Genomic DNA, 26,245 nt, shown 5'->3' on the forward strand with positions numbered 1-26,245 from the left:
AAAGCCCCACCCGGGCTTATGTTCATTTTACGCCGCCGCCCTGCGCGGGCGGGCGGTAAAGAAAGGCGTGACAACGCATGAAAAATATACGGTTTGGCATTATCGGCTGCGGCCTGATGGGCAAAGAGTTCGCCAGCGCGTCGGCGCGGTGGTGCCATTTGAGGCTGGACGTTCCGCGCCCGGAAATTGTTGCGGTGTGCGACATAAACCCGGAGGCCCGCCAGTGGTTTGTGCAAAATTTTCCCACGGTAAGCTTTGAGACGGGCGACTACCACGATCTGCTGGCCCGTGCGGATGTGGACGCAGTATACTGCGCTTTACCCCATGTGCTGCATGAGCAGGTCTATGTGGATATCATCGAGGCCGGCAAGCACCTGCTCGGCGAAAAGCCCTTCGGCATCGACCGGCAGGCCAATGCCCATATCCTGGAGGCAGTGGCCCGCCACCCGGAGGCAGTGGTGCGCTGCGCCAGTGAGTTCCCCTATTTTCCGGCCTGCCAGGAGCTCATTCACTGGATTCAGGCGGAAAAATTCGGTCGGATCCTCGAGGTCAAGGCCGGCTTTAACCATGCCAGCGACCTGGATACCGGCAAGCCCATCAACTGGAAGCGCCGCCGGGCGACAAACGGCGAGTACGGCTGTATGGGCGATCTGGGCATCCATACCCAGCACGTCCCCTTCCGCATGGGCTGGCGGCCGAAAAACGTCTATGCCGTGCTCTCCGACGTGGTTCGGGAGCGTCCGGACGGAAAGGGCGGCATCGTCGCGTGCGACACGTACGACAACGCCACCATGGTGTGCCAATGTGTGGATCAAAAAGGCATGGAATTTCCGATGTACATCGAAACCAAGCGCCTTTCACCGGGCTCTACCAACGAGTGGTACCTGAAGGTTTCCGGCATGAAGGCATCGGCCTATTTCACCACCAGCGACCCCAACGCCTTCCACTACCTCTATACCGAAGGCAAAAACCAGGCGTGGTGCCGGGTCGACCTGGGCTTTAGGCCCTTATTCCCCACCATTACGGGGGATATTTTTGAGTTTGGTTTTACAGACTCCATCCTGCAGATGTGGGCCGCCTTCCTGTGCGAGGCCGCCGGGCTCCCGGTGGATTTCGGCTGTTTTACGCCCGAGGAGACACGCCTGTCCCATGCGCTGCAGACCGCGGCGCTGCAGTCCTGGCAGGAAAAGCGCGCGGTAGACATAGAGGAGCTGCCGTAGCGTGCTGAAGTATTGGAAAGGGGGAGGAAGCACTGGAACGGAATTTAATGCTGGGAATTGACGTCGGCACCACCGGCGCTAAAGCCCTGCTGATGGATACGGCAGGCGCCCTGCTGGGCTCAGCCTACCGGGGCTATGAAAGCACACATGACCGACCCGACACCTGCGAGCAAAATCCCGCAGACTGGTGGAATGCCGTTGTCGCCACGGTGCGGGAGGCGGCCGGCACGCCGGAGCGGGCATGCCGTGTCGCGGCGGTCAGCCTGTCCACCCAGGGGGGCACCCTGGTCCCCACTGACCGGAACGGCGAACCGGTCTGCCCGGCCATTGTCTGGAACGATACCCGCTGCACCGAGGAGATGCACGCGTTCGGCGCGCGCTTTGGGGAGGACTATCTCTACCGCGTCAGCGGCTGGTCCCTGCAGCCGGGCCTCAACGCCATGCAAATCGACTGGCTGCGAAAAAACAACCGGCCCCTGTTTGAACGCACGGAGCTGTTTCTCTCGGTGCCGGATTACATCGCCATGAAGCTGACCGGCAAAGCGGTAATCGACCCCTCCAACGCCGGAATCAACCAGCTAATGAGCCTGGAAAAGAAGGATTGGGAGGATGAAATCCTTGATTACCTGGGGATTACCCGCCGCCAGCTGCCGAAAATCGCAGATTCCGGCGCGGTCATCGGCACGCTTTGCCCTGCCGCCGCCCAAGAGCTGGGCCTGCCGCAGGATGCGCTGGTAGCGGCCGGGGGGCATGACCAGTACTGCGCCGCCCTGGGGGCGGGTGCCGTTGAAAACGGGGACATCCTTGTCGCCAGCGGCACAGCCTGGGTGGTGACGGCCATTTCGGAGAAGCCGCGCTTCGACAATCCCGCTCGCCCAAACCAGAGCCTGCATACCGTACCCGGTAAATGGGGCGCGCTGCTCTCGCTGGAAAGCGGCGGTATATGCCTGGAGTGGCTGCGCAAAAGCCTCAACACCCTGCGGGCGGGCGCGCCGCTTTCGCTGAAGGAGATCGACGCGGGCGCGGCCCAATGCCCGGCAGGGGCAAACGGCGCGTTGTTTTACCCCTACATTACACCGGCGACCTACCCGCCGGAGGCGGCCGGCTGCCCCTCTACCCTGCTGGGCCTGACCATTACCCAGGACGGCTTTGCCGTGGCGCGCGCCGTCATGGAGGGCGTTGTCTACCAGGTGCTCTGGATGCTGGAGGCGTTCGGCGGCCGGCCTGCGGGCGGACTGATGTTGACCGGCGGCGCGGCCAAAAGCGCCCTCTGGACTCAGATACTGGCGGATGCTGCCGGCGTGCCGGTGCTGGTGCCGGGAATCGCCGACACCGCCTGTGTCGGCGCGGCCGTCCTGGCAGGGATCGGCGCGGGCCTGTTCCGCGATGCCCGCCAGGGCAGCCGCGCAATGGCATCCCAAACACGCACGGTTTACCCCAATGAACAGAACAGGCCGGTGTATGAAGAGGGCTACCGCCGCTTCAAAAGCACCCTGCGGGCGCTGCAGGCCTGTTACCGCGAATAAGCGCCCGGTTTATGAAAACTTGTCGAATGAAAGGGTGATGTCACATGGCATTGTTTGAAGTGAAGCCTTACGACCGGCAGTTCTATGCGGAAAACCTCCGGGATTTTCTACCGCCCCAAATCATTGACATCCACACGCACGTCTGGCTGGATTCCTTCCATAACCCTGAGGGCGGCGGACGGGGAGACCGTGTGGTGCTTTGGCCCTCCTTAGTGGCCAAGGACAACAGCGCCGAGGACCTGATTGAAACCTACCGGCTGATGTTCCCGGATAAAAAGGTGACCCCAACGGTGTTCGGCAACCCGCAGCCACATGACGACCTGCGCCTAGCCAACCGTTATGTGGCGGAGTCCGCTGGAAAATACGGCTTTTACCCGTTTTACTTCTCCCACCCGTCGGAGCCGGCGGAGCCGTTTGAGCAGTCGGTTCTGGCCGGGAAATTCCTGGGGGTCAAGTCCTACCTGAACCTGGCGCCGGACTATATCCCGCAGGGTGAAATCCGCATCTATGATTTCTTCCCGCCACATCAGCTGGAGGTCATCAACCGCCACGGCTGGCTGATGATGCTCCATATCCCGCGCGACGGGCGCCTGCGCGACCGGGTCAACCTGGCGCAGATGGTGGAGATCGAAGAAAAATACCCGAATATCAAGCTTATCATCGCCCATGTGGGCCGCGCCTACGCCGAAGAGGATGTCGGCGATGCGTTCGAGGTCCTTTCCGGCTGTAAAAAAATGCTGTTCGATATTACCGCCAACGCGAACGCGCAGGTATTTGAGCAGCTGCTCCGTGCAGTGGGGCCGGACCGCGTGCTGTTTGGCAGCGACATGCCGATTCTGCGCCTGCGGGCCCGCCGTATCGTTGAGAACGGCAAATACGTCAACCTGGTGCCGCCGGGGCTTTACGGCGACGTTTCAACCGACAGCCATATGCGCGAGGTATCGCCCGCCGAGGCGGAGAAAATCACCTTCTTTATGTATGAAGAGATCTATGCTTTTAAAAAGGCGGCCGAAGCGGCCGGCCTGACACCCGCCGAGGTAGAAAAGGTGTTCTATGGTAATGCCAAGCGTCTGCTGGATGCGGTGAAGCACGAGACCTACGGCGAGTAAGCACGGTTTTCCCGGCGGGCCCGCTGTAGGCGCGCCGCCAACCGGCAAACAGATTAACGGACGCGGCCCGCCGCTGTGCGAAGGGCCGCGGAAAGGTGTGAATGGACCATGAAAAAGGTTAAAATCGGATTTTTACCCCTTTATATCAAGCTGTATGACGACAAAGACCCCTCCCTGCGCATCCCGATGCTCGGGCACAAGGATGCCGCCATTGCCATGTTGAAGAATGAAGGCCTGGAGGTGGTGGAGGCCCCGGTCTGCCGCATCAGCGCGGAATTCATGGCGGCAAAGGAGCTATTTAACCAGGAGCAGGTGGATGCCGTGGTAACGCTGCACCTGGCCTATTCGCCGTCGCTGGAGTCCATCGGCGCACTGCTGGCATGCGACGCACCCATTGTGGTGCTGGACTCCACCATTACCTATGACCTGTACGGCCGCATGCTTGAGGCGGACATCGATTCCAACCATGGCATCCACGGCGTTCAGGATATGTGCAACCTCCTGAAGCGCAACGGCAAGCAATATTTTGTTGAGGCAGGGCACCTGCTGCATTCCGATGTCGTCGCGCGGGTCGCTGCGGACTGCCGTGCCATCAAGGCCGCCGGGGCCTATAAATCGGCGCGCATCGGCATTGTTGGCAAGCCGTTCCAGGGCATGGGGGATTTTTATATTTCCGACGAGGACCTGAAAAACAGCATCGGCGCCCAAATCGTCCACTACAGCCCTGCCGAAGCGCGGGACTATTTGAGCCGTGTAACCGAGGAGGAGATTGATGCGGAGCTCGAAAAGGACCGCCGGATGTTCTGTGTGGAGGTTCGGCAGGAGGAGAATTACCGCGCTGCCGTCAAGACCGGGCTTGCCCTGCGCAAGTGGGCGGCGGAAAAGAAGCTAAGCGCCTATACGGTCAGCTTTTTGGATGCAACCGCGGAAAACGGCCTGCTGAAAATGCCGTTCCCAGAGCTCTGCAAGGCCATGATGTCCGGCACCGGATATGCCGGTGAAGGAGACACGCTCACCGCGGGGCTGGTTGGCGCGCTGCTCAGCGTCTACCCGGACACCACCTTTGCCGAGGTGTTCTGCCCGGATTGGAAAAACGACCTGCTGCTGCTCAGCCATATGAGCGAAATGAACCTCTCGCTCTCCTCATTCCAGCCGGTGGTCGCCGACAAGCCGTTTTCCTATGCGGAGTCCGGCGACACGGTCGGGTCATACGGCAGCATGCGCGGCGGCAGCGCTACGCTGGTCAATGTCGCGCCGATGGGCGGCGGAAAATATACGCTCATCCTGGCGCCGGTGCAGATGCAGGAAATCGGGCGCGAGCATGGCGGCTACCGCTATGTCGTCCAGGGGTGGCTGAAACCCCCGATGCCGGTTGCGGACTACCTTAAGCAATACAGCCTTGCAGGCGGGACGCACCATTCAGCGCTGGTTTACGGTGCCGGGCCGGAGGAGCTGCGCGTCTTCGGTGAGGTTATGGGCTTTGATGTGACCATCATCCGCTGACCTCTGCCGCCTTGCTGGTCGGCTGCTTGTCCGGCGGCCTCGTTGAAATAAGCAACAGACACGGCCTGTTCAGCCTTTGCTGCACGGCTGTGTCTGTTTTTCTGTTTTTATGGCGGCTAGCGGCCGGGCAATAACGCAGGCTAACCTCCCGTGTTTTTGCCCCTGCCGCGGGACATGCTAACGGCGGGCAGCAACGGGCAAATAAGAACGAATGCTGTAAAACCAGCCGGATTTTATGCTATAATAGTCCCATATTGCAATCCGGAGGCAGGGAACGCGCCGCGGCAGACGCTGTTTTTGGGCTTTTTGCATATCAGAATTTTTTCTACCAGGGGGTTCATTATGACGGCAGCAGAAACAGGAACACGAAAAGCGAACTTGGGAGAAGGCGCATTGGGGCCGCTTTTGTTTCGCTATGCGCTGCCGGGCGTCATCGCCATGCTTGCCAGCGCGCTTTATAACATTGTCGACCAGGTGTTTATCGGCAACGGCATCGGGGTCCATGGAAACGCGGCGACCAATGTGGCGTTTCCGCTGACCACGCTCTGCACAGCGGTCGCGCTGCTGCTGGGAAACGGGGCCGCCGCCAACTTTAACCTCACCATGGGGGCGGGGAAAAAGCAGCAGGCGGCAAAAATCGCCGGCAATGCCGTCACCCTGCTGCTATTGCTGGGTATCTTCCTCTGTATCGGGGTGCGCATATTTCTGGAGCCCCTGATGCACCTGTTCGGTGCAACGCCGGATGTACTGGATTATGCCCTGACCTATACGGGCATCACCTCCTTCGGGTTCCCGTTTGTCATACTGGCGACAGGCGGGAGCGCCCTGATACGCTCTGACGGCAGCCCGCACTACTCCATGGCCTGTATGCTGAGCGGGGCCGTGATTAATACCATTCTGGATCCGCTGCTGATCTTTCAATTCAACATGGGCATGGCGGGGGCCGCGCTGGCTACGGTGCTGGGCCAGGCTGTGTCGGGCGTGATGGCGCTGGCCTACCTGCTGCGCTTCCGCTCCGTAAAGCTGCAAAAAGGGGATTTCGCCCTTTCCGCCCGGAGCTGCGGCCGCATCGCCAGGCTCGGCGCCTCGGATTTTCTGAACCAGCTGGCTATGATGCTGGTTCAGATCGTCTTAAACAACACCATGACGTACTATGGCGCGCGCTCCCTGTACGGGAAGGAGATCCCCCTGGCCTGCGCCGGGATCATCTCCAAGGCCGGCATGATTTTCTTTTCCATTATTATTGGGATTTCACAGGGAATGCAGCCGATTGCCGGCTTTAATTACGGGGCCAAAAAATACCGGCGGGTCATGCAGGCCTACCGGCTGGGCATTACCGCCGCCTCGGTTATCTCCGTCTGCGGCTTTCTCTGCTTTCAGCTTTTCCCCAGGCAGATCATCGCGCTGTTCGGCAGCGGCAGCGATGTTTATTTTCAATTTGCCGAGCGCTACTTCCGCATTTATATGTTTGCCACCTTTTTAAACGGCATCCAGCCCATCACTTCTAAATTCTTCTCCTCCATCGGAAAAGCGCCCAAGGGAATATTTCTGGCGCTGACCCGGCAGTTTCTCTTTTTACTGCCGTTAATTTTGATTCTGCCGCTCTTTGGGGGAATCGAGGGCGTTATGTTCGCCGGGCCCATTGCAGACACCGTTGCAGCCCTATTCTCCCTGCTGTTCATCTATTGGGAATTTCGGCGGCTGCGGCTGCTGGACCAAAACAAGCCCGCGGCCGGCGCGCGCTAGGGCGCGGTATGCGTATGCCCACACCGGGGCCGCAGCTTGCCCTGCGCTGCGTAAAGCACGCTTTGTGCCGTTCTCCCCTAAGCCTGCTCCAGCGCCGCGCCGGGGTAATACCAGGCTAGAATCTCACGGTAACCGGCCCCTTGGTTTGCCATATACTCGGCCCCGACCTGGCTCATCCCCACACCATGCCCATAGCCCCTGACCGTAAAGGTAAACTGGTTTTCAGCAAAGCTGACGGTAAAATTTTGTGAGCGCAGCCGCAGCGCGGAGCGGAAGCTGCCTCCCGGAACCTCCGTACCGCAGACCGTGATGCTCTTTACCGAGCCCGCCGCCGTACGCTGGGCTTCCCCCAGCCAGTCCGCGGGCTCCCCCTCAAAGGAAATGCCGCTGTTCACCGCCGACAGGCTTTCCTTGAGGTCCTCCGGTGTAAAAATTGCCGTGGTCTGGTAGCCCGAGGCAAAGACGTCGCCGGGGCTGGCCACATTGGTCAGGTAGCTGCGCTGCCCGCCCCAAATTTCCGCCGAGCTCTCGGTAATACCGGCAGAAATGGCGTAATAGGTCGCGTCTATGTACTCCCCCTCCGACACTAGGCGCTGTCCCTGGACAGGGGCGACCGCCTCCTTGATCTTGCTGAGGTTGCTCTCGTAATTCTCCCCCCAGCGCGAGCGCATCAGTTCGTCCGTGACAAATTTTTCCCCAATGGAGAGGTCGGCGGAAAAGTCGGCGCCCTTCAGGCTTTCATCTGGGTTGCTCCGCTGCTGGCTGCGCAGGTGGCTGTAGTAGGTATAGGCCGCCACCGCCTGTGCCTTGAGTGCCTCCGGTGCATAGGAAGGGGGCACTTCCGCCGCTACCGCACCCGGCAGAAAATCCGCGTCCGGTACCGTGACGACCTCACCGCTGCGGCTGTCCAGAATTTTGAAGGAATCGTTTGAAACCGCTCCCGTTCCGGTGGGAACTGTGGGTTCCGAGGGCCCGGCGCTGCCGGACGCCGCGCCGCCTTCCGAACCCCCGGAAGACGGCGGTTCCCCGCCGGCGGATTCCGCCGGGCTCAGGCTGCCCGCGGAAGCGGGGGCGCCGCCCAGCGCCGCCAGGGGCATTAACACCATCAGCAGCACCAGTACGGCGCCGGCTATTATCTTCTTTTTCATACCATCGGCTTCCGGCAAGGGCCGGATATTCCTTTCCCCCTTTATTGCTGTTTCAATTCCGCCGGCTGCTTTCACGCCGTTGGCGGCGCCTGTCCCTTTTTCTAAAATAAAAGAGGCGTCTCTACATTTTACATGATGATAAGCTTATTTATGCATAAAATTAAATATGCGCCCGCAAAATCCTGCTCCAAAAAGAAAAAATGAAATATTCTACAATTTTTATTGCATAAAGTTCCAGCAAGTTGACTGTTTAAGAATTGACTTTACGGCGCCGATAGGCTAAAATAGACACATTGAGCTAAACAGTAAAAAAGAGGATGAATTTTTCACCGAAAAAAGCGTCAAAAAGCACGGCTGTTTTATTTTGGCCTTCATCCGGGGCCTTGGCTTAACAGAAATAAAACCGCGGCAAATTACGGAAAGGCCGCACAGAAAGGCGTGGTGTTATGGAGAACATAATAGAGAACCGGGAAACCGAAAAAAAAGACGGCAAACTGAAAATGCTCTGCGAGGAATTCCGCCGGAATAACCAGATTCCGCCGGAAAAATTTGATCTTTATAACGTAAAAAAGGGACTGCGCAATCCGGACGGCACAGGCGTCATGGCCGGCCTGACGCTAATCTGCAACGTGCACGGCTACCTAATTGACGACGGCGAGCGCATACCGGATGAGGGCAAGCTTACATACCGCGGCATCGACGTGCAGGAGATTGTTGACGGGTGTGTAGCGGAAAACCGCTTCGGTTTTGAGGAGGTCGCCTGGCTGCTGTTGTTTGGCAAGCAGCCGACGGGCGAGCAGCTGAGCTCGTTCTGCGAGGTGCTCAACAGCTACCGGGAGCTGCCGGAGTATTTTGCGGAGGATATGATTATTAAGGCGCCGTCGAGGAACATTATGAATAAGCTGGCCCGGTCCGTGCTGGCGCTTTATTCCTACGATGAAAACCCGGACGACGCCACCCTGGAGAACAACATGCGCCAGGCCATGCAGCTCATTGCCCGCATGCCCACCATCATGACCTACGCGTACCAGGTAAAGCGCCGCCATTTTGATAAAAAAAGCATGTATTTCCACCCCATCAACCCGGAGCATTCCACCGCTCAGTCCATTTTAAACGCCATCCGCCCCGACCGTTTCTTCACCGACGAAGAGGCAAAGCTGCTCGACCTGTGCATGATTCTGCACGCGGAGCACGGCGGCGGCAACAACAGCACCTTTACGGCGAGGGTGCTCTCGTCGACGGGAACGGACATCTACTCCACCATTGCCGCAGCTATTGGTTCCCTGAAAGGCCCGCGCCACGGCGGGGCCAACCACCGCGTCATGACCATGATGAACGAGCTGATGGAGAATGTCGAGAATTGGGAGAGCGACGACCAGGTCCGCGCTTATTTGGAAAAAATCGTGCGTAAAGAGGCGGGCGACCGCTCCGGCCTGATCTACGGTATGGGGCACGCCGTCTACACCATCTCCGACCCGCGCGCCGTTATCCTCAAGGACCGTGCCCGCAAGCTGGCTGAAAAATACGGCATGCTGCAAGAGTTCGAGCTCTTCGAGCGGGTGGAGCGTCTGGCGCCCGGCGTGTTTGCCGACGTAAAGGGCGACACCAAGGTCATCAGTGCAAACGTGGACTTTTACTCCGGCCTTGTCTACCAGATGCTCGGTATACCCAACGACCTTTTCACCCCCCTGTTTGCGGTCTCCCGCATCGCCGGCTGGTGCGCGCATCGGATTGAGGAAATGGAGACCTGCGGCCGGATTATCCGGCCCGCATACCGCTCCCTTTCTAAAAACAAGCCCTATGTTCCGATTGAGCTCAGAAAATAATTAACGCCGCGGCGTTTCATGCCGTACGGCGTCCAGGGAAGCGGGTGTGTAAAATTAAAATGAGTATCAAAAAGGCCTGGATTGTTTTTGGCACGGCTTTTCTATTGGTCTTCCCCACCAGGCTGGCTGAGCTGTTTTTTCTGGCCGACCATGAAACAGGGCTGTACACGGACAGCATGCGAACCGTTTCCTTTGCCGTCACGGCGGTATTGGCAGCGGCGGCGGTGCTGATGATGCTTTTCTGCAAGGCGGACCCGCGCTCCTGCTACACCGGCAAGCCAGTGTACAGCCCGGCCGCCTCGGTAGCCGGGTGCCTTGCCGGCGCCTGGCTGCTGGTGCAGTCGGTGATGCTCCTGCTGCAAAAAACCAGGAACAGCCGGGGGCCGTTCAGGTTCAGAATTTCCTCTTTCGGGTCATTATGCCCCTTTGCGGGGCCGCCGCCTCTGTGGTTCTCTTTATGGCGGCCTACGGCTATTTTACCGGCGTGAACCGCCTGGCGGGCCTGCGCTTTCTGACGCTGCTGCCGCCGCTTTGGGGCTGCGTCTGCCTGGTGTCCTCCTTTATTCTTTACACCTCGGTGGTGGAAATTACGGAAAATGTCTACGACACATTTTCCATGATCTTTGTGCTGCTGTTTCTCTTCTCGCAGGCTAAGCTCCTGGCGGGCTATGAGGAGGGGCGCAGCACGCGGAACCTCATTCTATACGGCATGCTGGCGGTTCTGGTGACCATGTCCGCGAGCCTCCCCAGCATTATCTCCTCGGTATGCCATGAGGGAGAATCCGTCTTCAGCCAGGTCAACATGATCCGCATGGTCAATTTTATGCTCTCCATCTATATTCTGGCCTGCGTCATCGCCCACTGGCGGGCGCTTTCCGCCCGGCGCGAGGATGTGCACATGCAGGCGCATTACGGCTGCCTGCCGCTGGAGCGCCCGTCGCTGGCCTACCAGTGCGAGGTTTATTTGCGCACCCAGTACCAGAGCAAGGCTTTTTTTGCAGAGAAACACATTTCCCCGTACGGTGCGGAAGAAAATTCAAAAAACTTGCGTTAAAGTTCTATCAAACTACTTGTATTATGAAGCTAAATGCTATAAAATAACAGTATAGCAAGAATATGAAAATTCAGGAGGTAACTGTTTTATGGCTATCAAGATTGGTATCAATGGATTTGGCCGCATCGGTCGTTTGGTCTTCCGCGCAGGGCTGAACAACCCGAACATTGAATTTGTAGGAATCAACGATCCCTTCATGACCCCGGACTACATGGCTTATATGCTCCGCTATGACACCATGCACGGCAGATATGAGGGCAAGATCGAGTACACCGACGACGCCATCATTGTCGACGGCAAAGAGGTTAAGTTCTTTGCCTGCATGAACCCGGCCGAGATTCCGTGGGGCGATGTCGAGGCAGAGTATATTGTAGAGTCCACCGGCGCTTTCACCACCACCGAGAAGGCTTCCGCCCACCTGAAGGCCGGTGCCAAGAAGGTTGTTATTTCCGCTCCGTCCTCTGATGCGCCGATGTTTGTTATGGGCGTAAACCAGGACTCCTACAACAAGGATATGACCGTTGTTTCCAACGCTTCCTGCACCACCAACTGCCTGGCTCCGATCGCCAAGGTTCTGCACGATGCGTTCGGCATTAAGGACGGCCTCATGACCACCGTTCACTCCACCACCGCCACCCAGAAGACGGTTGACGGCCCTTCCAAGAAGGACTGGAGAGGCGGCCGCGCTGCTTCCGGCAACATCATCCCCTCCTCCACCGGCGCCGCAAAGGCTGTCGGCAAGGTTATCCCCGAGCTCAACGGTAAGCTGACTGGCATGTCCATGCGTGTACCGACCCTGGATGTTTCCGTTGTTGACCTGACCGTCAACCTCGAGAAGCCGGCTACCTACGCAGAGATCTGCGCAGAGATGAAGAAGGCTTCCGAAGGCGAGCTGAAGGGCATCCTCGGCTACACCGATGAAATGGTTGTTTCCTCCGACTTCCTGGGCGATCCGCACACCTCTATCTTCGACGAGAAGGCCGGTATCGCGCTGACTGACACCTTCGTAAAGGTTGTCTCCTGGTACGATAACGAGTGGGGTTATTCCAACAAGGTTCTGGAGCTCATCCAGCACATGAGCAAGGTTGACAACGCCTGATTTGTGCCTTGAGCTTAACCGGTAAATAAAACTAAAAAACCGTTTTCTGTCTGTAAGCCAGACGGAAAGCGGTTTTATTATTTTCTCATATATTGAACAGGCGCCCCGCCAGGACAAGAAATAGAGCCCGGCAGCAAGCGGAACATACGCCCCGGCCTGCCCGCATTGCCCCGCTGCCGGGTTTTACCCTTTCAAGCAGACAAACAGGCCCCGCCGTAAAATTTGTTTTTGCGGCGGGGCCTGTTTTTATTTATTTATGGCTGCGCGAAAGCGGCCTTAACCGCACTCACGGCTTATAGAATCACATACTCCAGGTTCATCAGCTCCGCTACCTTCTTCATCAGGGCGGCGTTATGGCCGATAGACATTGCACAGTGGTGGGTGGGCGCCTCCTCAAACCAGCGTTCAAAATAGGTGTCAGGGTCTACGCTGAATTTAACCGGCGTCTGTGTGTTGCCAATCTGCATGATGGTCCCCTTGGTAGACTCTCCCTCGCTGATAATCAGCTTCAGGCGCCCGTCCACCGTCTGGGTAACCCCCAGCATGGTAACAGGCCCGCTCTTCACCTTGGCCTCCACGGAAATACCGCTGCCGCGTTTGCCGTGGTAAACCCCCATGCCGCGCAGGATGGGCTTGCCCTCGGAGATCTCCAGGTGGAAGGGGCCGTCGTGGCCCAGCAGGATGGTGCCGTCGATATAATCCGTGGTGACAATCTCGGAGAAGCTGCCGCCAACCCCGAGAATATCGCAAATCTTCATTGCCAGGTTCGTCTTGAGGTCGCCCTCGCCGGCACAGGGCACGCTGTTCGCCGTAAGCAGGGAATGCCCGACGATAAAGCCGCTCTGCAGCTGCTCGTACGCATTGCCGTCCGCCCCATGGTAATAATAGGTCAGGGCATTGAGATGGAATTTTCCCACCAGCTTCTCCTGTGCGGCGGCCACCCGGCAGGACCACTCCAGCTCCTCCGCTGTCGGCTTCTTCGCCAGCTTCTCAGCGGGCGAGTCCCCGCTGATGGTGAACATCTCGCGGACCTCGGCCTCCTTACGGGCCACGTCCTCCTCCGTTACGGTCTTCAGCAGCGCGTCCAGGTCGCACATCTCCAGCACCTCAAGCTGAATGCCTGCCTGCGCCTGGAGCATGGTGAAATCGCTGTACATATCCAGCATACCGCTGTAGGTGTTTCCCAAAAAGCCGAAGCGGGACTCTGACAGCGTGTTTTTCACCTGGGCCGCGCGGATCCACTCGCTGATCTCCTTCCAGGCACGGATGGCCTCCGGGCGGTTACAGGTGGTCTCGTTCGCTACAGAAACCGCCGGGGTCTTCTCCAGGCCGAGCAGGCCGCTGATGACCTTATAGGGGATGCCCGCACGGTGGAAAGCATTGGCAAACTCGGGCACCGGGCAGGCATTGCAGTGCGCCAGCCACTCGCCGGTGGAGGTTTTCTCATAGTTGACGCGGTCGCTAGGCTGCAGGTTCAGCATGACCACCTTGGCCTGGCAGCGCTGATGAATGGGCAGCACGGTGGCGCTGGTGGCATAGGTGGCGGCATGCAGGAAAATAATATCCACATTATGCTCATTGAAATACTTGCCGGCCTCAATTCCCTTATCCACGGTGTCCACCAGGCCAAAATTGTACACCTCGCCCCATTGTCCCATTTTTTCCGCGATAAATTCATTGTAAGACACCAGACGGTCGTGCAGGGACGGGAACTGTGCCCAGTAGGCAGCCAGTCCAGTGGAATACAGGCCCACGCGGGGCTTGCTGTAAGCTTTTGTGTTCATACTTTCATCACCCTTATTTATTTTTTATATATTTTGCTTCGGTACCCCGAATATTACGGCAGGATATTGCCCGCCGCCTGGTAAACCGCATACCAATCCTCGCGGGAAAGCGTAACCTCCGTCGCCGCGGCAATCTCCCGCAGGCGCTCAGGGGACATCGTGCCGCAGACAGGCTGCAGCCTTGCCGGGTGGCGCAGCAGCCACGCAACCGCAGCGCCGGTGGGTGTAATCCCATATTTTGCGGCAATTTCCTCCAGCTTCCTGTTGAGCGCCGGGTATTTTGGGCTGCCAAGAAAAACACCCTCGAAAAAGCCATACTGAAAAGGCGACCACGGCTGGATGGTGATGTCCTTCAGGCGGCAGTAATCGAGCACCGAGCCGTCCCGGTTGACCGCGGCTGTGTTTTCCATATTGACATTGAGGCCCGTGCTGATCATCGTCGCGTTCGTAATGCTGAGCTGCAGCTGGTTGACTGCCAGCCTTTGCCGTACACTGCGCTGCAGGAGCTCAATCTGCATGGGATTGTGGTTAGAAACGCCAAAGCAGCGCACCTTCCCGCTCTCAGAAAGCCGCTCAAAGGCCTCAGCCACCTCGTCGGGCTCAGCCAGCGCATCGGGGCGGTGGAGCAACAGAATATCCAGATAGTCTGTGTTCAGACGCTGGAGGCTGCCGTCTACCGCCTCCAGAATATGCTCCTTGGAAAAATCGAACATCACCCCGGGGCGGATACCGCACTTGGACTGTAGAATGATTTTCTCCCGCACGGCGCTGTTCATGCCGATGGCGCGGGCAAAAACCGTTTCGCATTCCCCGCCGCCGTAAATATCCGCATGGTCAAAGAAATTGATGCCAAGCTCCAGCGCGGTCTTAACAACCGCCTCCGCCTGCCCGGCCTCCAACCCGCCAATGCGCATACAGCCGAGCGCCACACGCGGCACACGCAGCGCCTCTATGTTTTGATAAAGCACCTTCATGACCTCCTTTGCTTCTTTCCCCCCCTGCAGCCCTGCTCCCGCCGCCGGGATTTTCTGCCGGGGGCCGGTTCAAATCCGGTTCCCTTGACATAATCATAGCATAATTTTCTAACGATACAAGAGGGATTTTTCTGATTTTTCCAAGCTTTTTCTGTAATAATATCATAATATTGCTATTCGTCAAGATTCTACTTACTTATAAATAAATGTTTTTCCCGATAAATCGTAGCCTTCTGAGGCGGAGGCCATGAGCGCCTGTTTTATCAGATTATTGCCCCCGATCCAATAAAATTTTTTTCCGGGCCGGTCAGCCCGGCGACACCCGGAATTTTTGGCGGCAAGGCGGCCCTTTTTACGCGTCAGGCGCCGCAAACCTGTTGACTTTACGGGTAAAAAACGGTATTATGCACTTGAATCTATTGAATATCGAATACCGGAGGAATTTTGATATGAACCCTTTACTGCCGCTTGATCAATTTGTGCCCGACGGCGAGGCGCGCCAACATGCCGACGGACGCCTGTACCTCTACGGCTCACTCGATGTGCCGGGCGACGACAGCTATTGCAGCTGCCGCTACCGGGTATTTTCCTCGGACAGCCTGACACACTGGACGGACCACGGCGTCTCCTTTTCCACATCGGACGGCGCTGCCGGTGAGTTTGAGGGCAACCGCCTTTACGCGCCGGACTGCGTCTGCAAGGACGGCGTTTATTACCTGTATTTCTGCCTTTCCAACGGCCGTGAGGCCGTTGCCACCAGCGGCAGCCCGGCCGGCCCCTTTAGCGATCCCGTCGCTGTGATCGGCGCGGACGGCGACGGCATAGACCCCTCCGTCTTCATTGACGACGACGGACAGGCCTATTATTACTGGGGGCAGTTTTCCCTTTGCGGCGCGCGGCTGAAGGAAAACATGCGCGAGCTGGACATGAGCACCGTAAACCGCGCGCTGATCACAGAGCAGGAGCATGGCTTCCATGAGGGTGCCTCGGTGCGCAAGCACAACGGAATATACTACCTGCTGTACACCGACATCAGCCGCGGCGGCGCCTCCTGCATCTCCTACGCCATGTCCCGCAGCCCGCTGGGCCCCTTCACAAAGGGCGGGGTGGTCATTGACAACACCGGCTGTGACCCCAAAAACTGGAACGACCACGGCTGTATTGCCGAATTTAACGGCAGCTGGTACGTCTTTTACCACCGGGCGACCAACAACAGCTGCTTCAGCCGCCGGGCCTGTGCGGAGCCGATTACCTTCACGGCGGACGGCCGCATCCCCGAGGTGGAGATGACCACCCAGGGCACCCAGGGGCCGCTTTCACCCCTGCCCGTTCTGGAGGCCGGGCGGGCCTGCCTGCTCTCCGGCGCGGCGTATATCGAAAGCCGTCTGGAGCAGGGCGTCTACCAGGAATATCTCTCTCATATTCAGGACGGAAACTGGGCGGCCTACAAATATTTTGATTTTGGCCAGGCAGCCGTCTCCGGCTTTACCATGGCCGCGGCAAACGGACGCTTTGACTCTGTTTACAGCGCCCGGGTCGAGCTCCGCCTCGATTCCCCCGACGGCACGCTGATTGGTACGCTCGATATTCCGCCCACCGGCGGCTGGACGGACTGGCGGGATTTCTCCTGCCCGGTGCAGCCGGTACAGGGACGCCACGCGCTGTACCTGGTCTTTCACGGAGACTTGGGGCGGCTTTGCTCGGTAAAAGAATTTCATTTTATTGCATGACGCTTATTTTTAGAATAAACTGCGGGAGGAAAAACCACCATGAAAAATTCAGACATTCACATTCGAGACCCTTATGTACTGGTACAGAACGGCAAATATTATCTGTACGGTTCCCAGGGAGGCAGCTGCTGGGGCCAGGGGGGCGGATTTGACGTTTACACCGGCACGGACCTGGAAAATTGGGAGGGCCCGTTTGAGGTCTTCCACAACGACGGATCCTTCTGGACCGACCGGGAATATTGGGCCCCTGAATGCCATGTCTACAATGGCGCGTACTATTTGCTGGCCAGCTTTAAGAACGAAGGCGTCTGCCGCGGCACGCAGATTCTCCGGGCAGAACGCCCGGAAGGCCCCTTTGCGCCCATTAGCGACGGCCCTGTCACACCAAGGAATTGGGAATGCCTGGACGGTACGCTGTACGTGTCCCCCTCCGGCGACCCCTGGATGGTCTTCTGCCATGAATGGGTGCAAGTCGGCAACGGCGAGGTCTGTGCCATTCCGCTTACGCCCGACCTTCGCGCGGCAGCCGGTGAGGCGCGCATTCTCTTTCGGGCAGGAGACGCGCCGAAGATCGCCCCAATGAAAAACGCGGCCGGTCAGGACTGCTTTGTCACCGACGGCCCGTTCCTGCACCGCACCGCGGACGGTACCCTGCTGATGATTTGGTCCAGCTTCAGCACAGGCGGCTACTGCGTGGCGGTAGCGCGCTCCGACAACGGCGATATTACCGGCAACTGGATTTTAGAGGACGACCTGCTCTTTGAGCGCGACGGCGGACACGGCATGATCTTCCGCACCCTTGACGGGCAGCTCATGCTGGCACTGCACACACCCAACGCCAAGTCCAAGGAACGTCCGAAGTTTTACCCCATTCGCGAGCAGGCAGGCAGCCTCTGCCGGGAAACCCTTTGATTCGTCCGCCTTATCATAAATTAAGCGGCGCGCTGAAATACACAGCCGGCAGGGGCAAGCTCCTGCCGGTTTTTTACTGTATATGCAAACAGGCCCTTCCGCCTCAAGCGGATAATTTTCGCATTTTGTTTTTTCTCTGTTTACAAACCTTTCATAGATTGCGCACGATTCGGCTCTATTATATATGAAGCATATAGAATATGCGGCAAATAAAAAACAAAGGTCTGAGGCACATGAAAGCAGACGCCTTCCGCATGGAAATGTGGCGCAATCTGTTCCGCATCAAATACTGTATGGAAAAAATTATGGACCCTGTCACCCAGCCGGAGGGGCTGACCCCGCTGCAGGCCCTGGTGCTGCTTGCCATTCGGAACAGGCAGGTGTGCAATATCCGCGCGTTGTGCGACGCAACCCAGATCACCCAGAGCAACGCCTCTACGCTCTGCAAAAAGCTGGAACAGGCCGGTTTTCTATACCGGGTACGCAGCAAGGCGGATGAACGGGTGGTTACGCTCTCCGTAACCCCCGCCGGTTGCGGGGCGCTGGAACGCATTTTGAACCGGCTGCACTTTATTGACGGCGTTCTGGAGCAGGCCGGCCCTGAGAAGCTGGATGCCATCTTAGCCGGCGCCGAAGCCACCATTGAGGTGCTCGCCCTGCTGGAGCGTGCCGCGCCGGATATCCAAGCTCAGCGGCTGCCGCAAACGGACAAACCCGGCCCCACAACGGCCGGTTGATTATGATGAAAGGAAATACCCTATGCTTGAATTACAGCACATCAAGAAGACCTACCATGTCGGCGACACAGAGACAAAGGCGCTGGATGATGTAAGCGTCGCCTTTCGCGAAAAGGAATTTGTCGCGGTACTGGGGCCGAGCGGCTCCGGTAAAACCACCTTCCTCAACATCATCGGCGGACTGGACCGCTATGACAGCGGCGACCTGCTGATTAAGGGCAAGCACACCAGCGACTTTAAGGACAGCGACTGGGACGCCTACCGCAACAACTCCATCGGCTTTGTGTTTCAAAGCTACAACCTCATCGGACACCTCAGCATCGTCGCCAATGTCGAGCTGGGCATGACGCTCTCCGGCGTGCCCAAGGAGGAAAAGCACCGCCGGGCTTTGGAGGTTTTGGAACAGGTCGGCCTGAAGGACCACCTGCACAAGCGCCCCAACCAGCTCTCCGGCGGCCAGATGCAGCGCGTCGCCATTGCCCGCGCCCTGGCCAACGACCCGGAGATCCTGCTGTGCGATGAACCCACGGGCGCACTGGACACCTCCACCAGCGTCCAGATTATGGACCTGATTCAAAAGCTCTCCGCGGAACGTCTGGTCATTATGGTCACGCACAACCCTCAGCTTGCCGAGGACTATGCCGACCGCATCATCCGCTTTCAGGATGGGCATATCATCTCCGACACACACCCGCACCAGGAGCGCCCCAAGCCGGACGGCTTCCACCTGAAAAAGACCAAGATGCGCTTTCTCACCGCGCTGAATCTCTCGTTTAACAACATCCGCACCAAGAAAGGGCGCACCTTTCTGACCGCCTTTGCCTCCAGCATCGGCATCATCGGCATTGCGGTCATCCTCAGTCTTTCCTCCGGGTTCCGCACTACGATTGACGACTTTCAGACCGACGCCATGGCGCAGTTCCCCATCGTAATCTCCCGCCAGTCCGCCGAGGTCGACATGGCCGCCATGATGGAGCAGCACACCCAGATGCTGGAGGACCAGGACGAGGAAGCGCCGCCGGAGGAGATCATCCTCACCGACCCGGATTCCACCATTAAAATGCATACCAACCGCTTTACCGGCGAGTATTTGCAGTACCTGAAAAACATTGACCCCAAAATATGCAGCAGCATCGGTTACACCCGCATTGTCAGTATGAATATGGTACGGAAAACCGACAGCGGCATCATCCCCGTCTCCTTCAGCAGCGAGTCCAAGGACGAGGACGGCCAAGAAAGCTCCGCCATGAGCGGCACCATGTCTGCCATCGGTCTGTCCTCCTTCCCGGAACAGCTCGACCAGGAGGAGACCTCCTACCTGGAAAAGAACTACGACCTGCTCGCGGGCCAATACCCTGCCGCCGCCACGGACCTGGTGCTGGTGCTGGATTCCGACAATACCCTGAACAAGAACATTCTGGAAAACCTCGGTTTTGACACCGAGGGAAAAGAGTCCTTTGATTTTAACGACCTTATCGGCGCTGAGTTTAAAATTGTTTCCAATAACGACTTCTACAGCGAAACGCCCTACGGCAACTACCTGCCCACACAGGACTATGAAGCCATGTATAACTCCGACAGCGGCATCACCGTCCGCATTGCCGGTATTGTACGCGTCAAGGAAAACGCCGGTATTGGCATCCTCAACACCGGCATCGCCTACAGCGACGCCCTGTCGGAGCAGGTGGCCGCCATGCAGCAGGAGAGCGACATTGTCAAGGCCCAGCAGGAGAGCAGCAAAAATGTCATGACTATGGAGGAAATCTCCGAGGCGGACAAGGACTCTCTGCTCGCTGTTCTGGGCGGCGACACCACCCCCTACGCCATTATGCTCTACCCCGCCACCTTCGAGCAAAAGGACCAGGTCATCCAATACCTGGACGACTGGAATGAGGGGAAAAGCACAGACGACGCCGTTGTCTACACCGATATGGTAGAAACTATTTCCAGCATGACGGGCGATATTATGGACGGCATTACGGTCGTGCTGGTCGCGTTTGCCGCCATCTCCCTGGTGGTCAGCATGATTATGATCTGCATTATCATCTACACCTCTGTGCTGGAGCGGACCAAGGAAATCGGCATTTTGCGCTCTCTGGGCGCCCGTAAAAAGGACATCACCCATGTATTCGATGCGGAAACGTTCATCCTGGGGCTGTGCTCCGGCCTGTTGGGCGTGGCCATTGCCTGGCTGCTGACCTTCCCCATCAATTCCATCATCGCCTCCATGGCGTCGCTGGAAAATGTCGCGCATTTGCAGCCGCTGCACGCATTAATTCTGGTGGCGATCAGCACCATTCTCACCATGCTGGGCGGGCATATCCCGGCCCGCATGGCTTCAAGGAAGGATGCCGTGGAGGCGCTGCGCTCTGAATAGGCCCATCTGCCCTTAAAGCCAGTAGGCAGCAACAGCCCGAGGCGTCCGTTCCGGTTGCCTCGGGCTGTTTTTCGTCCAGCGGGAACCGCGCGGGCCCGCAGCCGCTGTGCCGGTTGAAATTGTCCCGCCTGCTATGGGCGGCAAAGCGCAGCCTAAACGACATATTTCCCCCGGCATTCACGCGTATTAAAAATGTCTACACGGTTGGCGGCCTACACAGTTGGCGGCCTACATAGTTGGCAGCCTGCGCGGGTTCCGTTTCTCCCTGCTGCAAAAGGCCTGTCTCCGCGGAGACAGGCCTTTTCCTTTTATTTTGCGGCATCACGCGGGCAGGGACTCCAGGTAGGTCAGCACCGCATAAATGTTGATAGCGCTCTCCCACGGCCTGCAGCGGCAGCCGTAGGACTTGCCGTCACGGTAATACTCCGACCAGGCGCCTGCCTCGTCCACCAAGGCCAGCGTCGTTTTGTACAGCTCAGCCGCCAGCGGATGGCCAACCTTTGTCAGCGCGTTGAGGAAAAAGCCGTAGTCATAGCCCACGGTTCCACCGCGGCCCTCCGGGTCCGACGGCAGGGCATGGTTTTCTTCATATCGGCGCGCAGCCTCGTTCACCATCCCAGCCAACACATCCATGGGTACAACATCTGCCCCGATAAACAATGGGGCAAAGGCCGCGGAGGTCAGCTGGAACACCGAACGCGGGCGGACCGGCAGTTCTTTTTTTCCGTAGCAGTCCGGGCACAGGTACCGGGCCGCCGCCGTCTTTTTCAGCACCGCCATATGACAGCATTCCTCGCAGACGCCCCAGCGCTCAGCAGGATATTCCTCCGGCTGCAGCCGGGCCGGGTTATTGGTAATCAGTCCGCCGCCGCGCACAAAGTTCTCCGCATAGCGCGCGCGTACCCGCTTGGCCACCACGGACCAGCCGTCGCTGTCGTTCGTATAGGCGATGTACTGGTCGAGCCCGGTGAGGAACAGCATCGTCGCCTCGCTGCTGCCGTCATACATGGCATAGCGCGGCAGAAAGCCACCCGCAATATAGGTTTCGTCGCCGTTAAAGGGCAGCATGTCGTTTTTCAGATGCTTCATCTGCACCTCCAGCGCCCATTTGAGCATGGGGAGCAGGGAATCCAGGTACGCCCTGCCGCCGCCCGCTTTATAGATGTCAAAGGCCTGCACCACCAGGTAGCCGGTAATCTCCACCTCGTCATTTTCATGGATGTGAAAAATACCCGGGGTACCGATGCTCTGCGCGTTTTTAATGTGGCCATACCGCTGCCAGATGCGGTGGTAATAGCTCAAAATGGCCTTCGCCTCCTCCAGGTAGCCAAGCTTGAGCAGGCCGCGGCTGACCCCGTATTGATCGCGCACATAGGCCATGTGGTAGAAAAAGCCCGCCAATACGCCGCCGTCAAGCCCCTGCTGGGCCTTGACCAGCACCGCTACCCCCTCGCATATCTCGCGAACCTGCTCCGGCACCTTGCGGCCGCGTGCCAAAAAAGCGGCCCAGTAGGCCCTGGTGCGCTCCACACAGGCAGCATAGCCGGCATCCTTTACCGCCTGTACCGTCTGCGGCCGGCTGGCAATCCAAAGGAAATGCTCGCCCGCCGGAACCGACAGGATAAAGGTACGCGCGTCCGTCTGCTCAATTCTTACTGCGGCAGAGCCCTCGATGCAGTGGAACAGCTCATAATCCGATGGATGCGTGTAGCAGGGGCTGCCCTTTTCCGCGTGAAAAAGCCAGCGCTGTTCTGTATCCTTGACGGCGGTGAACCACTCCGTAAGCGCCAGGGTAAAGCGCAGCGTCCCCGCTGCCTCAATTTTGCGGATCAGACAGGGCTGCTCGCTGTCAATCAGGTCCGTCATACGGCTGCCGTCCGCCAGGCTGTGGGTCCAGATATCCGTGCCAGGCGTGCGCACGGACTCTGCTGTCTCTATTCCCTCCAGCGCCAGACGGCCCAGGGATATACCGGAATACGGCGGCCCAAAGACCTGTTCAATAACCGGCCCCTCCTCATAGGCGCACATCTGTCCATTGCCCAATACATGCAGCGCCCCGTCGTCTCCGACGCGTTTCCAATGCTTTACATTCATAAAGGAATCCTCCCCTAATTGTTCAATCCATTCTGCTTCCATGATTTGATCCCCATTATATCGTGTTCCCCTTGCAAATACAATCCTCTCTATATAAAAAAACAGAAAAATAATTTTCTCAATCTTTTAAGAATATTTGAGAAATAAATATTCTTAAAAGCCAAAAAAAGCTGTTTGGCCCATTGTAATGCGTGAGCCAAACAGCCTTATTCCGCTTTTTCTCAGCCCGAAATCCGCTCCGCCTTCTCCTGCGCCAGCAAACAGAGCTCCGCCGCCTTAAAGGCATGTTCCTGTGTCATGGCGTTTTCGGTGCGGTTCAGGCAATCCAAAATCAGCTGCCCGAAAAACGGAAAGCCCACCTTACCGGCAACGTCAAAGCGCTGCTCCCCGTCCCGGTTGACGAGGTATACGTGGTCCCCGCCGGGTTGATGCGCTACATCGACATATTTACGGATTTCGATGTAGCCATCCGTCCCCAGGATGAAGCAGCGGCCGTCCCCCCAAGTGGAAAGCCCGTCGGGCGTGAACCAGTCCACACGGAAATAATTGGTAGAGCCATTGCCGCCCACCAGGGTACAGTCGCCGAAGTCCTCCAGCTCCGGGTATTGTGGATGATTGTAGTTTGCCACCTGGCTGCGGACCACCCGCGCATCCTTTTCCCCGGAATAATAGAGGTACTGCTCAATCTGGTGGCTGCCAATATCGCACAGGATTCCGCCATACCGCTCATGCTCGAAAAACCACGCCGGACGGCTCTCTGCGCTGAGCCGATGCGGCCCCATGCCAAGCACCTGAAGCACGCGGCCGACCGCCCCCTGCTCAATGAGCTGGCCGGCAAAGACCGCCCCCTCTACATGCAGGCGCTCGCTGTAGTAAACCATGTACTTGCAGCCTGTCTCACGGACCTTCTTCCGGGCCGCCTCCAGCTGCTCCAGCGTGGTGAAGGGGGCCTTATCGGTAAAATAATCCTTGCCCGCGTCCATTACCCGCAAGCCGAGCGGACAGCGCTCCGAGGTTACCGCAGCGCCGGCTACCAGCCGCACCTCCGGGTCCGCCAGGATCTGCTCCAAGCTCTCCGCCGCCCGAGCCTGCGGAAAGCTCCGGCGGAAAGCCGCTACTTTTTCCGGGTCCGGGTCATAAACATATTTCAGGGTAGCGCCCGCCTCGGTCAGGCCGTTGCACATGCCGTAGATGTGCCCGTGGTCCAGCGCGGCAGCGGCTATGACAAACCCGCCCGGCTTCACGACGGGGCTGGGCTCCCCCTTGGGGGCGTAATTCATGCCGTCCGCCTGTTGTACCGCCATATCTGCCGCCTCCTCACCTTGTTCCATAGGTTCCTTCCGTGCTGAAGTAAACCGCCTCACCGCTTTTGGCCTGCGAGGTTGCAACCCGTTTCTGGAGCTCCTCGTAATAGAGGTCCTCGTCAAAGGGGATTTCCACCATCCGGTTCAGCCAGCTGGAAAGGTGCATGGCATTGGAGAGCGTCAGGCCGCGGATGCCCTCCCGGCCCTCGGCGACCAACGGCGTGCCGTGTAGGATCTTCCCCGCAAAGGCGTTGAGCACCCCGATGTGCTGGGGATTTTCCCCGTCCGTCTCCACAATGGAATAATGCGGTTCCGCATAGGCGAAGCCGTTCTCGGCCTCAAAGCAAAATTCGCGTTCGTTGACATCCAGCTTGTAAAGCTCCAGCTTTTCGCCATCGCAAACTAGCTTGCCGCGCTCCATAGTCAGCTCCAGCCGGTTGGTACCCGGCAGGTCCGCCGTGCTGGTGACAAAGACGCCGGTGGCGCCGTTCTCAAATTCCATATAGGCGGTCACATCGTCCTCCACCTCAATGTGGTGCCATTTTCCATAATGGCAGAAGGCCTGTACCTTTACCGGCAGGCCGCAGATCCACTGCAGCAGGTCGAGCTGATGCGGGCACTGGTTGAGCAGCACGCCGCCGCCCTCCCCCGCCCAGGTGGCACGCCAGTTGCCCGAATCATAATAGGACTGCGCGCGGTACCAGTTGGTAATGATCCAATTCACCCGCTTGATGGCCCCCAGCTCCCCACTGTTGACCAGCTCGTGCATCTTGCGGTAGACGTGGTTCGTGCGCTGGTTAAACATCATACCAAACACCAGGCCGCTCTTTTCTGCGGCCTCATTCATCTCCCGCACCTGCTTGGTATATACTCCCGCGGGCTTTTCGCACATCACGTGCAGCCCATGCGCGAAGGCCTCGACGGCAAGGCCCGGATGCTGGTAGTGCGGCACCGCGATGATGACGGCCTCACAGGTGCCGGAGGCAATCAGCTCGCTGCCCTCCGCAAAAATTTTCACGCCCGCGCCCAGGCGTTCCCGCGCCCAGGCCCGGCGGCTTTCGGCACGGTCCGCAACCGCGGTGACCTCCACCTCCGGCGTCGCGCCGGAAAGAATATTGCCAATGTGGCCCGAGCCCATGTTGCCCACGCCGATGATTCCCAGCTTCACCTTTTGCATATTCCCCAAAACTCCTTTATATTCATCTATTAGGCCGTTTCTCAGCGGTAACCGAGCCCGGCTAAATTGTCATAGCTTTTTTGCAGGCAGTCAAAGGGGCTGCCCGCGCAGGTGTCCTGCTCCACCAGCGCGTAACGGGTACCGCCCAGCTCCTCCAGCTTAGCCAAAATCGCCCTGAAATTCATGTTTCCTTCCAGGACAGGGGCCATCAGCTGGTCAAAGCCCTTAACCGCCATATCCTTTAAATGTACGCAGGGAAGACGCCCCTTCAGCCGCTCCAGCCACTCGCAGACATCGGCGCCGCCCGCCTGCACCCAGTAGGTGTCCAGGGTAAAGCCCATCTCCTCGGGCGCCATGTCATCCATCAGGATTTCAATCAGCCGCCGCCCGTCGGGTCCCTTCTCAAATTCAAAATTGTGGTTGTGGTACATCAGCAGTTTGCCTGCCGCGGCGATTTTTTTCGCCGGCTCCCGAAAATCCCGTGCGAAATGCTCTACCCAGAAAAAGTTTTGATATTTCGGCGGCATGGCGCCAAGGCCGATGTAATCGCAGCCCAGGATATTATGCTCCTCAATCAGCCGGTCGGTGTCGTTGATAATCCGGTTGGGATCGTTATGCGTCAAGACAATTGACAGCCCGTTTTCGGCGCAGAGCTCCCGCAGGCGGAGCGGGTCGATTTTTCCAATGCCCGACACCTGAACGGTGGTATAGCCCATTTTTGCAATCTTCTCCAGCGAGCAGGCAAGGTCCCCCTCCGTCTGGCAAAAATCTCGCACGGTATAAAGCTGTGCTCCTATTTTCATGGTATTATTCCTCCTTTTGGCTTTGTGCTGGATGAGCAAATTATAGCACGCCCAACGGGAAAGGCCATTGAAAATGGTGTTCTTTTTCTTGCAAATATAGCGCTTTTCTTCTATACTGATTT

General features: G+C 58.0%; 20 protein-coding genes. 13 read left to right on the plus strand and 7 right to left on the minus strand.

Features of this window, described 5'->3' with window-relative positions; genetic code table 11:
* The first annotated feature begins 77 nt into the window (after positions 1-77).
* The 5 genes from DPQ25_RS04205 to DPQ25_RS04225 all read left to right on the plus strand — a co-directional run bounded on the left by DPQ25_RS04205 (position 78) and on the right by DPQ25_RS04225 (position 7,104).
* Entirely contained in the window at positions 78-1,220 is a 1,143-nt protein-coding gene (locus DPQ25_RS04205) for a Gfo/Idh/MocA family protein (RefSeq protein ID WP_112331888.1), read from the plus strand.
* 47 nt (positions 1,221-1,267) lie between these two features.
* Complete coding sequence (locus DPQ25_RS04210) at positions 1,268-2,746, plus strand: xylulokinase (RefSeq protein ID WP_112331889.1); 1,479 nt, start codon at positions 1,268-1,270, stop codon at positions 2,744-2,746.
* 44 nt (positions 2,747-2,790) lie between these two features.
* Entirely contained in the window at positions 2,791-3,855 is a 1,065-nt protein-coding gene (locus DPQ25_RS04215) for an amidohydrolase family protein (RefSeq protein WP_112331890.1), read from the plus strand.
* Positions 3,856-3,963: 108 nt separating this feature from the next.
* Positions 3,964-5,358: an L-arabinose isomerase family protein gene (locus DPQ25_RS04220; protein ID WP_112331891.1), complete on the plus strand. Its 1,395-nt coding sequence runs from the start codon at positions 3,964-3,966 to the stop codon at positions 5,356-5,358.
* Between the two features lie 342 nt (positions 5,359-5,700).
* Positions 5,701-7,104 carry an MATE family efflux transporter gene (locus DPQ25_RS04225; protein ID WP_112332043.1) on the plus strand — a complete coding sequence of 468 codons (1,404 nt, stop codon included), beginning with the start codon at positions 5,701-5,703 and terminating at the stop codon, positions 7,102-7,104.
* Positions 7,105-7,181: 77 nt separating this feature from the next.
* On the opposite strand, the gene DPQ25_RS04230 is transcribed toward DPQ25_RS04225, so the two are convergent.
* A complete protein-coding gene (locus tag DPQ25_RS04230; protein ID WP_112332044.1) occupies positions 7,182-8,252 on the minus strand; it encodes a SpoIID/LytB domain-containing protein in 1,071 nt (356 codons plus the stop codon).
* A 446-nt stretch (positions 8,253-8,698) separates the two neighbouring features.
* On the opposite strand from DPQ25_RS04230, the gene DPQ25_RS04235 reads away from it, so the two are divergent.
* The 4 genes from DPQ25_RS04235 to gap all read left to right on the plus strand — a co-directional run bounded on the left by DPQ25_RS04235 (position 8,699) and on the right by gap (position 12,231).
* Positions 8,699-10,078 (plus strand): citrate/2-methylcitrate synthase, encoded by a 1,380-nt coding sequence (locus DPQ25_RS04235; RefSeq protein WP_112331892.1) that lies wholly within the window; start codon positions 8,699-8,701, stop codon positions 10,076-10,078.
* Between the two features lie 59 nt (positions 10,079-10,137).
* The gene (locus tag DPQ25_RS04240) at positions 10,138-10,566 is read left to right on the plus strand and encodes a hypothetical protein (protein ID WP_112331893.1); all 429 of its coding nucleotides are present in this window, start codon (positions 10,138-10,140) and stop codon (positions 10,564-10,566) included.
* On the plus strand, positions 10,524-11,132 hold the full coding sequence (locus DPQ25_RS04245) for a hypothetical protein (RefSeq protein WP_146740522.1): 609 nt from the start codon (positions 10,524-10,526) through the stop codon (positions 11,130-11,132). The genes DPQ25_RS04240 and DPQ25_RS04245 overlap by 43 nt, the downstream gene beginning before the upstream one ends.
* Before the next feature lie 88 nt (positions 11,133-11,220).
* Positions 11,221-12,231, plus strand: a complete 1,011-nt coding sequence (gene gap, locus DPQ25_RS04250) for a type I glyceraldehyde-3-phosphate dehydrogenase (RefSeq protein ID WP_112331895.1) — start codon at positions 11,221-11,223, stop codon at positions 12,229-12,231.
* 293 nt (positions 12,232-12,524) lie between these two features.
* On the opposite strand, the gene DPQ25_RS04260 is transcribed toward gap, so the two are convergent.
* Complete coding sequence (locus tag DPQ25_RS04260) at positions 12,525-14,015, minus strand: L-fucose/L-arabinose isomerase family protein (protein ID WP_112331897.1); 1,491 nt, start codon at positions 14,013-14,015, stop codon at positions 12,525-12,527.
* A 53-nt stretch (positions 14,016-14,068) separates the two neighbouring features.
* Positions 14,069-14,989 carry an aldo/keto reductase gene (locus DPQ25_RS04265; RefSeq protein WP_112331898.1) on the minus strand — a complete coding sequence of 307 codons (921 nt, stop codon included), beginning with the start codon at positions 14,987-14,989 and terminating at the stop codon, positions 14,069-14,071.
* 449 nt (positions 14,990-15,438) lie between these two features.
* Between DPQ25_RS04265 and DPQ25_RS04275 the strand changes: the two genes are divergently transcribed.
* The 4 genes from DPQ25_RS04275 to DPQ25_RS04295 all read left to right on the plus strand — a co-directional run bounded on the left by DPQ25_RS04275 (position 15,439) and on the right by DPQ25_RS04295 (position 20,745).
* Positions 15,439-16,719, plus strand: a complete 1,281-nt coding sequence (locus tag DPQ25_RS04275; RefSeq protein ID WP_177576828.1) for a family 43 glycosylhydrolase — start codon at positions 15,439-15,441, stop codon at positions 16,717-16,719.
* Positions 16,720-16,758: 39 nt separating this feature from the next.
* Positions 16,759-17,631: a glycoside hydrolase family 43 protein gene (locus DPQ25_RS04280; protein WP_112331901.1), complete on the plus strand. Its 873-nt coding sequence runs from the start codon at positions 16,759-16,761 to the stop codon at positions 17,629-17,631.
* A gap of 233 nt (positions 17,632-17,864) precedes the next feature.
* Entirely contained in the window at positions 17,865-18,368 is a 504-nt protein-coding gene (locus DPQ25_RS04290) for a MarR family winged helix-turn-helix transcriptional regulator (RefSeq protein ID WP_177576829.1), read from the plus strand.
* Between the two features lie 22 nt (positions 18,369-18,390).
* A complete protein-coding gene (locus DPQ25_RS04295; protein ID WP_112331904.1) occupies positions 18,391-20,745 on the plus strand; it encodes an ABC transporter ATP-binding protein/permease in 2,355 nt (784 codons plus the stop codon).
* A gap of 321 nt (positions 20,746-21,066) precedes the next feature.
* On the opposite strand, the gene DPQ25_RS04300 is transcribed toward DPQ25_RS04295, so the two are convergent.
* The 4 genes from DPQ25_RS04300 to DPQ25_RS04315 form a co-directional block, all read right to left on the minus strand.
* Entirely contained in the window at positions 21,067-22,839 is a 1,773-nt protein-coding gene (locus DPQ25_RS04300; protein WP_146740523.1) for a hypothetical protein, read from the minus strand.
* A 221-nt stretch (positions 22,840-23,060) separates the two neighbouring features.
* Positions 23,061-24,143: a Gfo/Idh/MocA family protein gene (locus tag DPQ25_RS04305; protein WP_112331906.1), complete on the minus strand. Its 1,083-nt coding sequence runs from the start codon at positions 24,141-24,143 to the stop codon at positions 23,061-23,063.
* 13 nt (positions 24,144-24,156) lie between these two features.
* Positions 24,157-25,320 carry a Gfo/Idh/MocA family protein gene (locus DPQ25_RS04310; RefSeq protein WP_112331907.1) on the minus strand — a complete coding sequence of 388 codons (1,164 nt, stop codon included), beginning with the start codon at positions 25,318-25,320 and terminating at the stop codon, positions 24,157-24,159.
* A 41-nt stretch (positions 25,321-25,361) separates the two neighbouring features.
* On the minus strand, positions 25,362-26,123 hold the full coding sequence (locus DPQ25_RS04315; protein WP_112331908.1) for a sugar phosphate isomerase/epimerase family protein: 762 nt from the start codon (positions 26,121-26,123) through the stop codon (positions 25,362-25,364).
* Positions 26,124-26,245: the final 122 nt, after the last annotated feature.

This window comes from Hydrogeniiclostridium mannosilyticum (assembly GCF_003268275.1).
Taxonomy (GTDB): domain Bacteria; phylum Bacillota; class Clostridia; order Oscillospirales; family Acutalibacteraceae; genus Hydrogeniiclostridium; species Hydrogeniiclostridium mannosilyticum.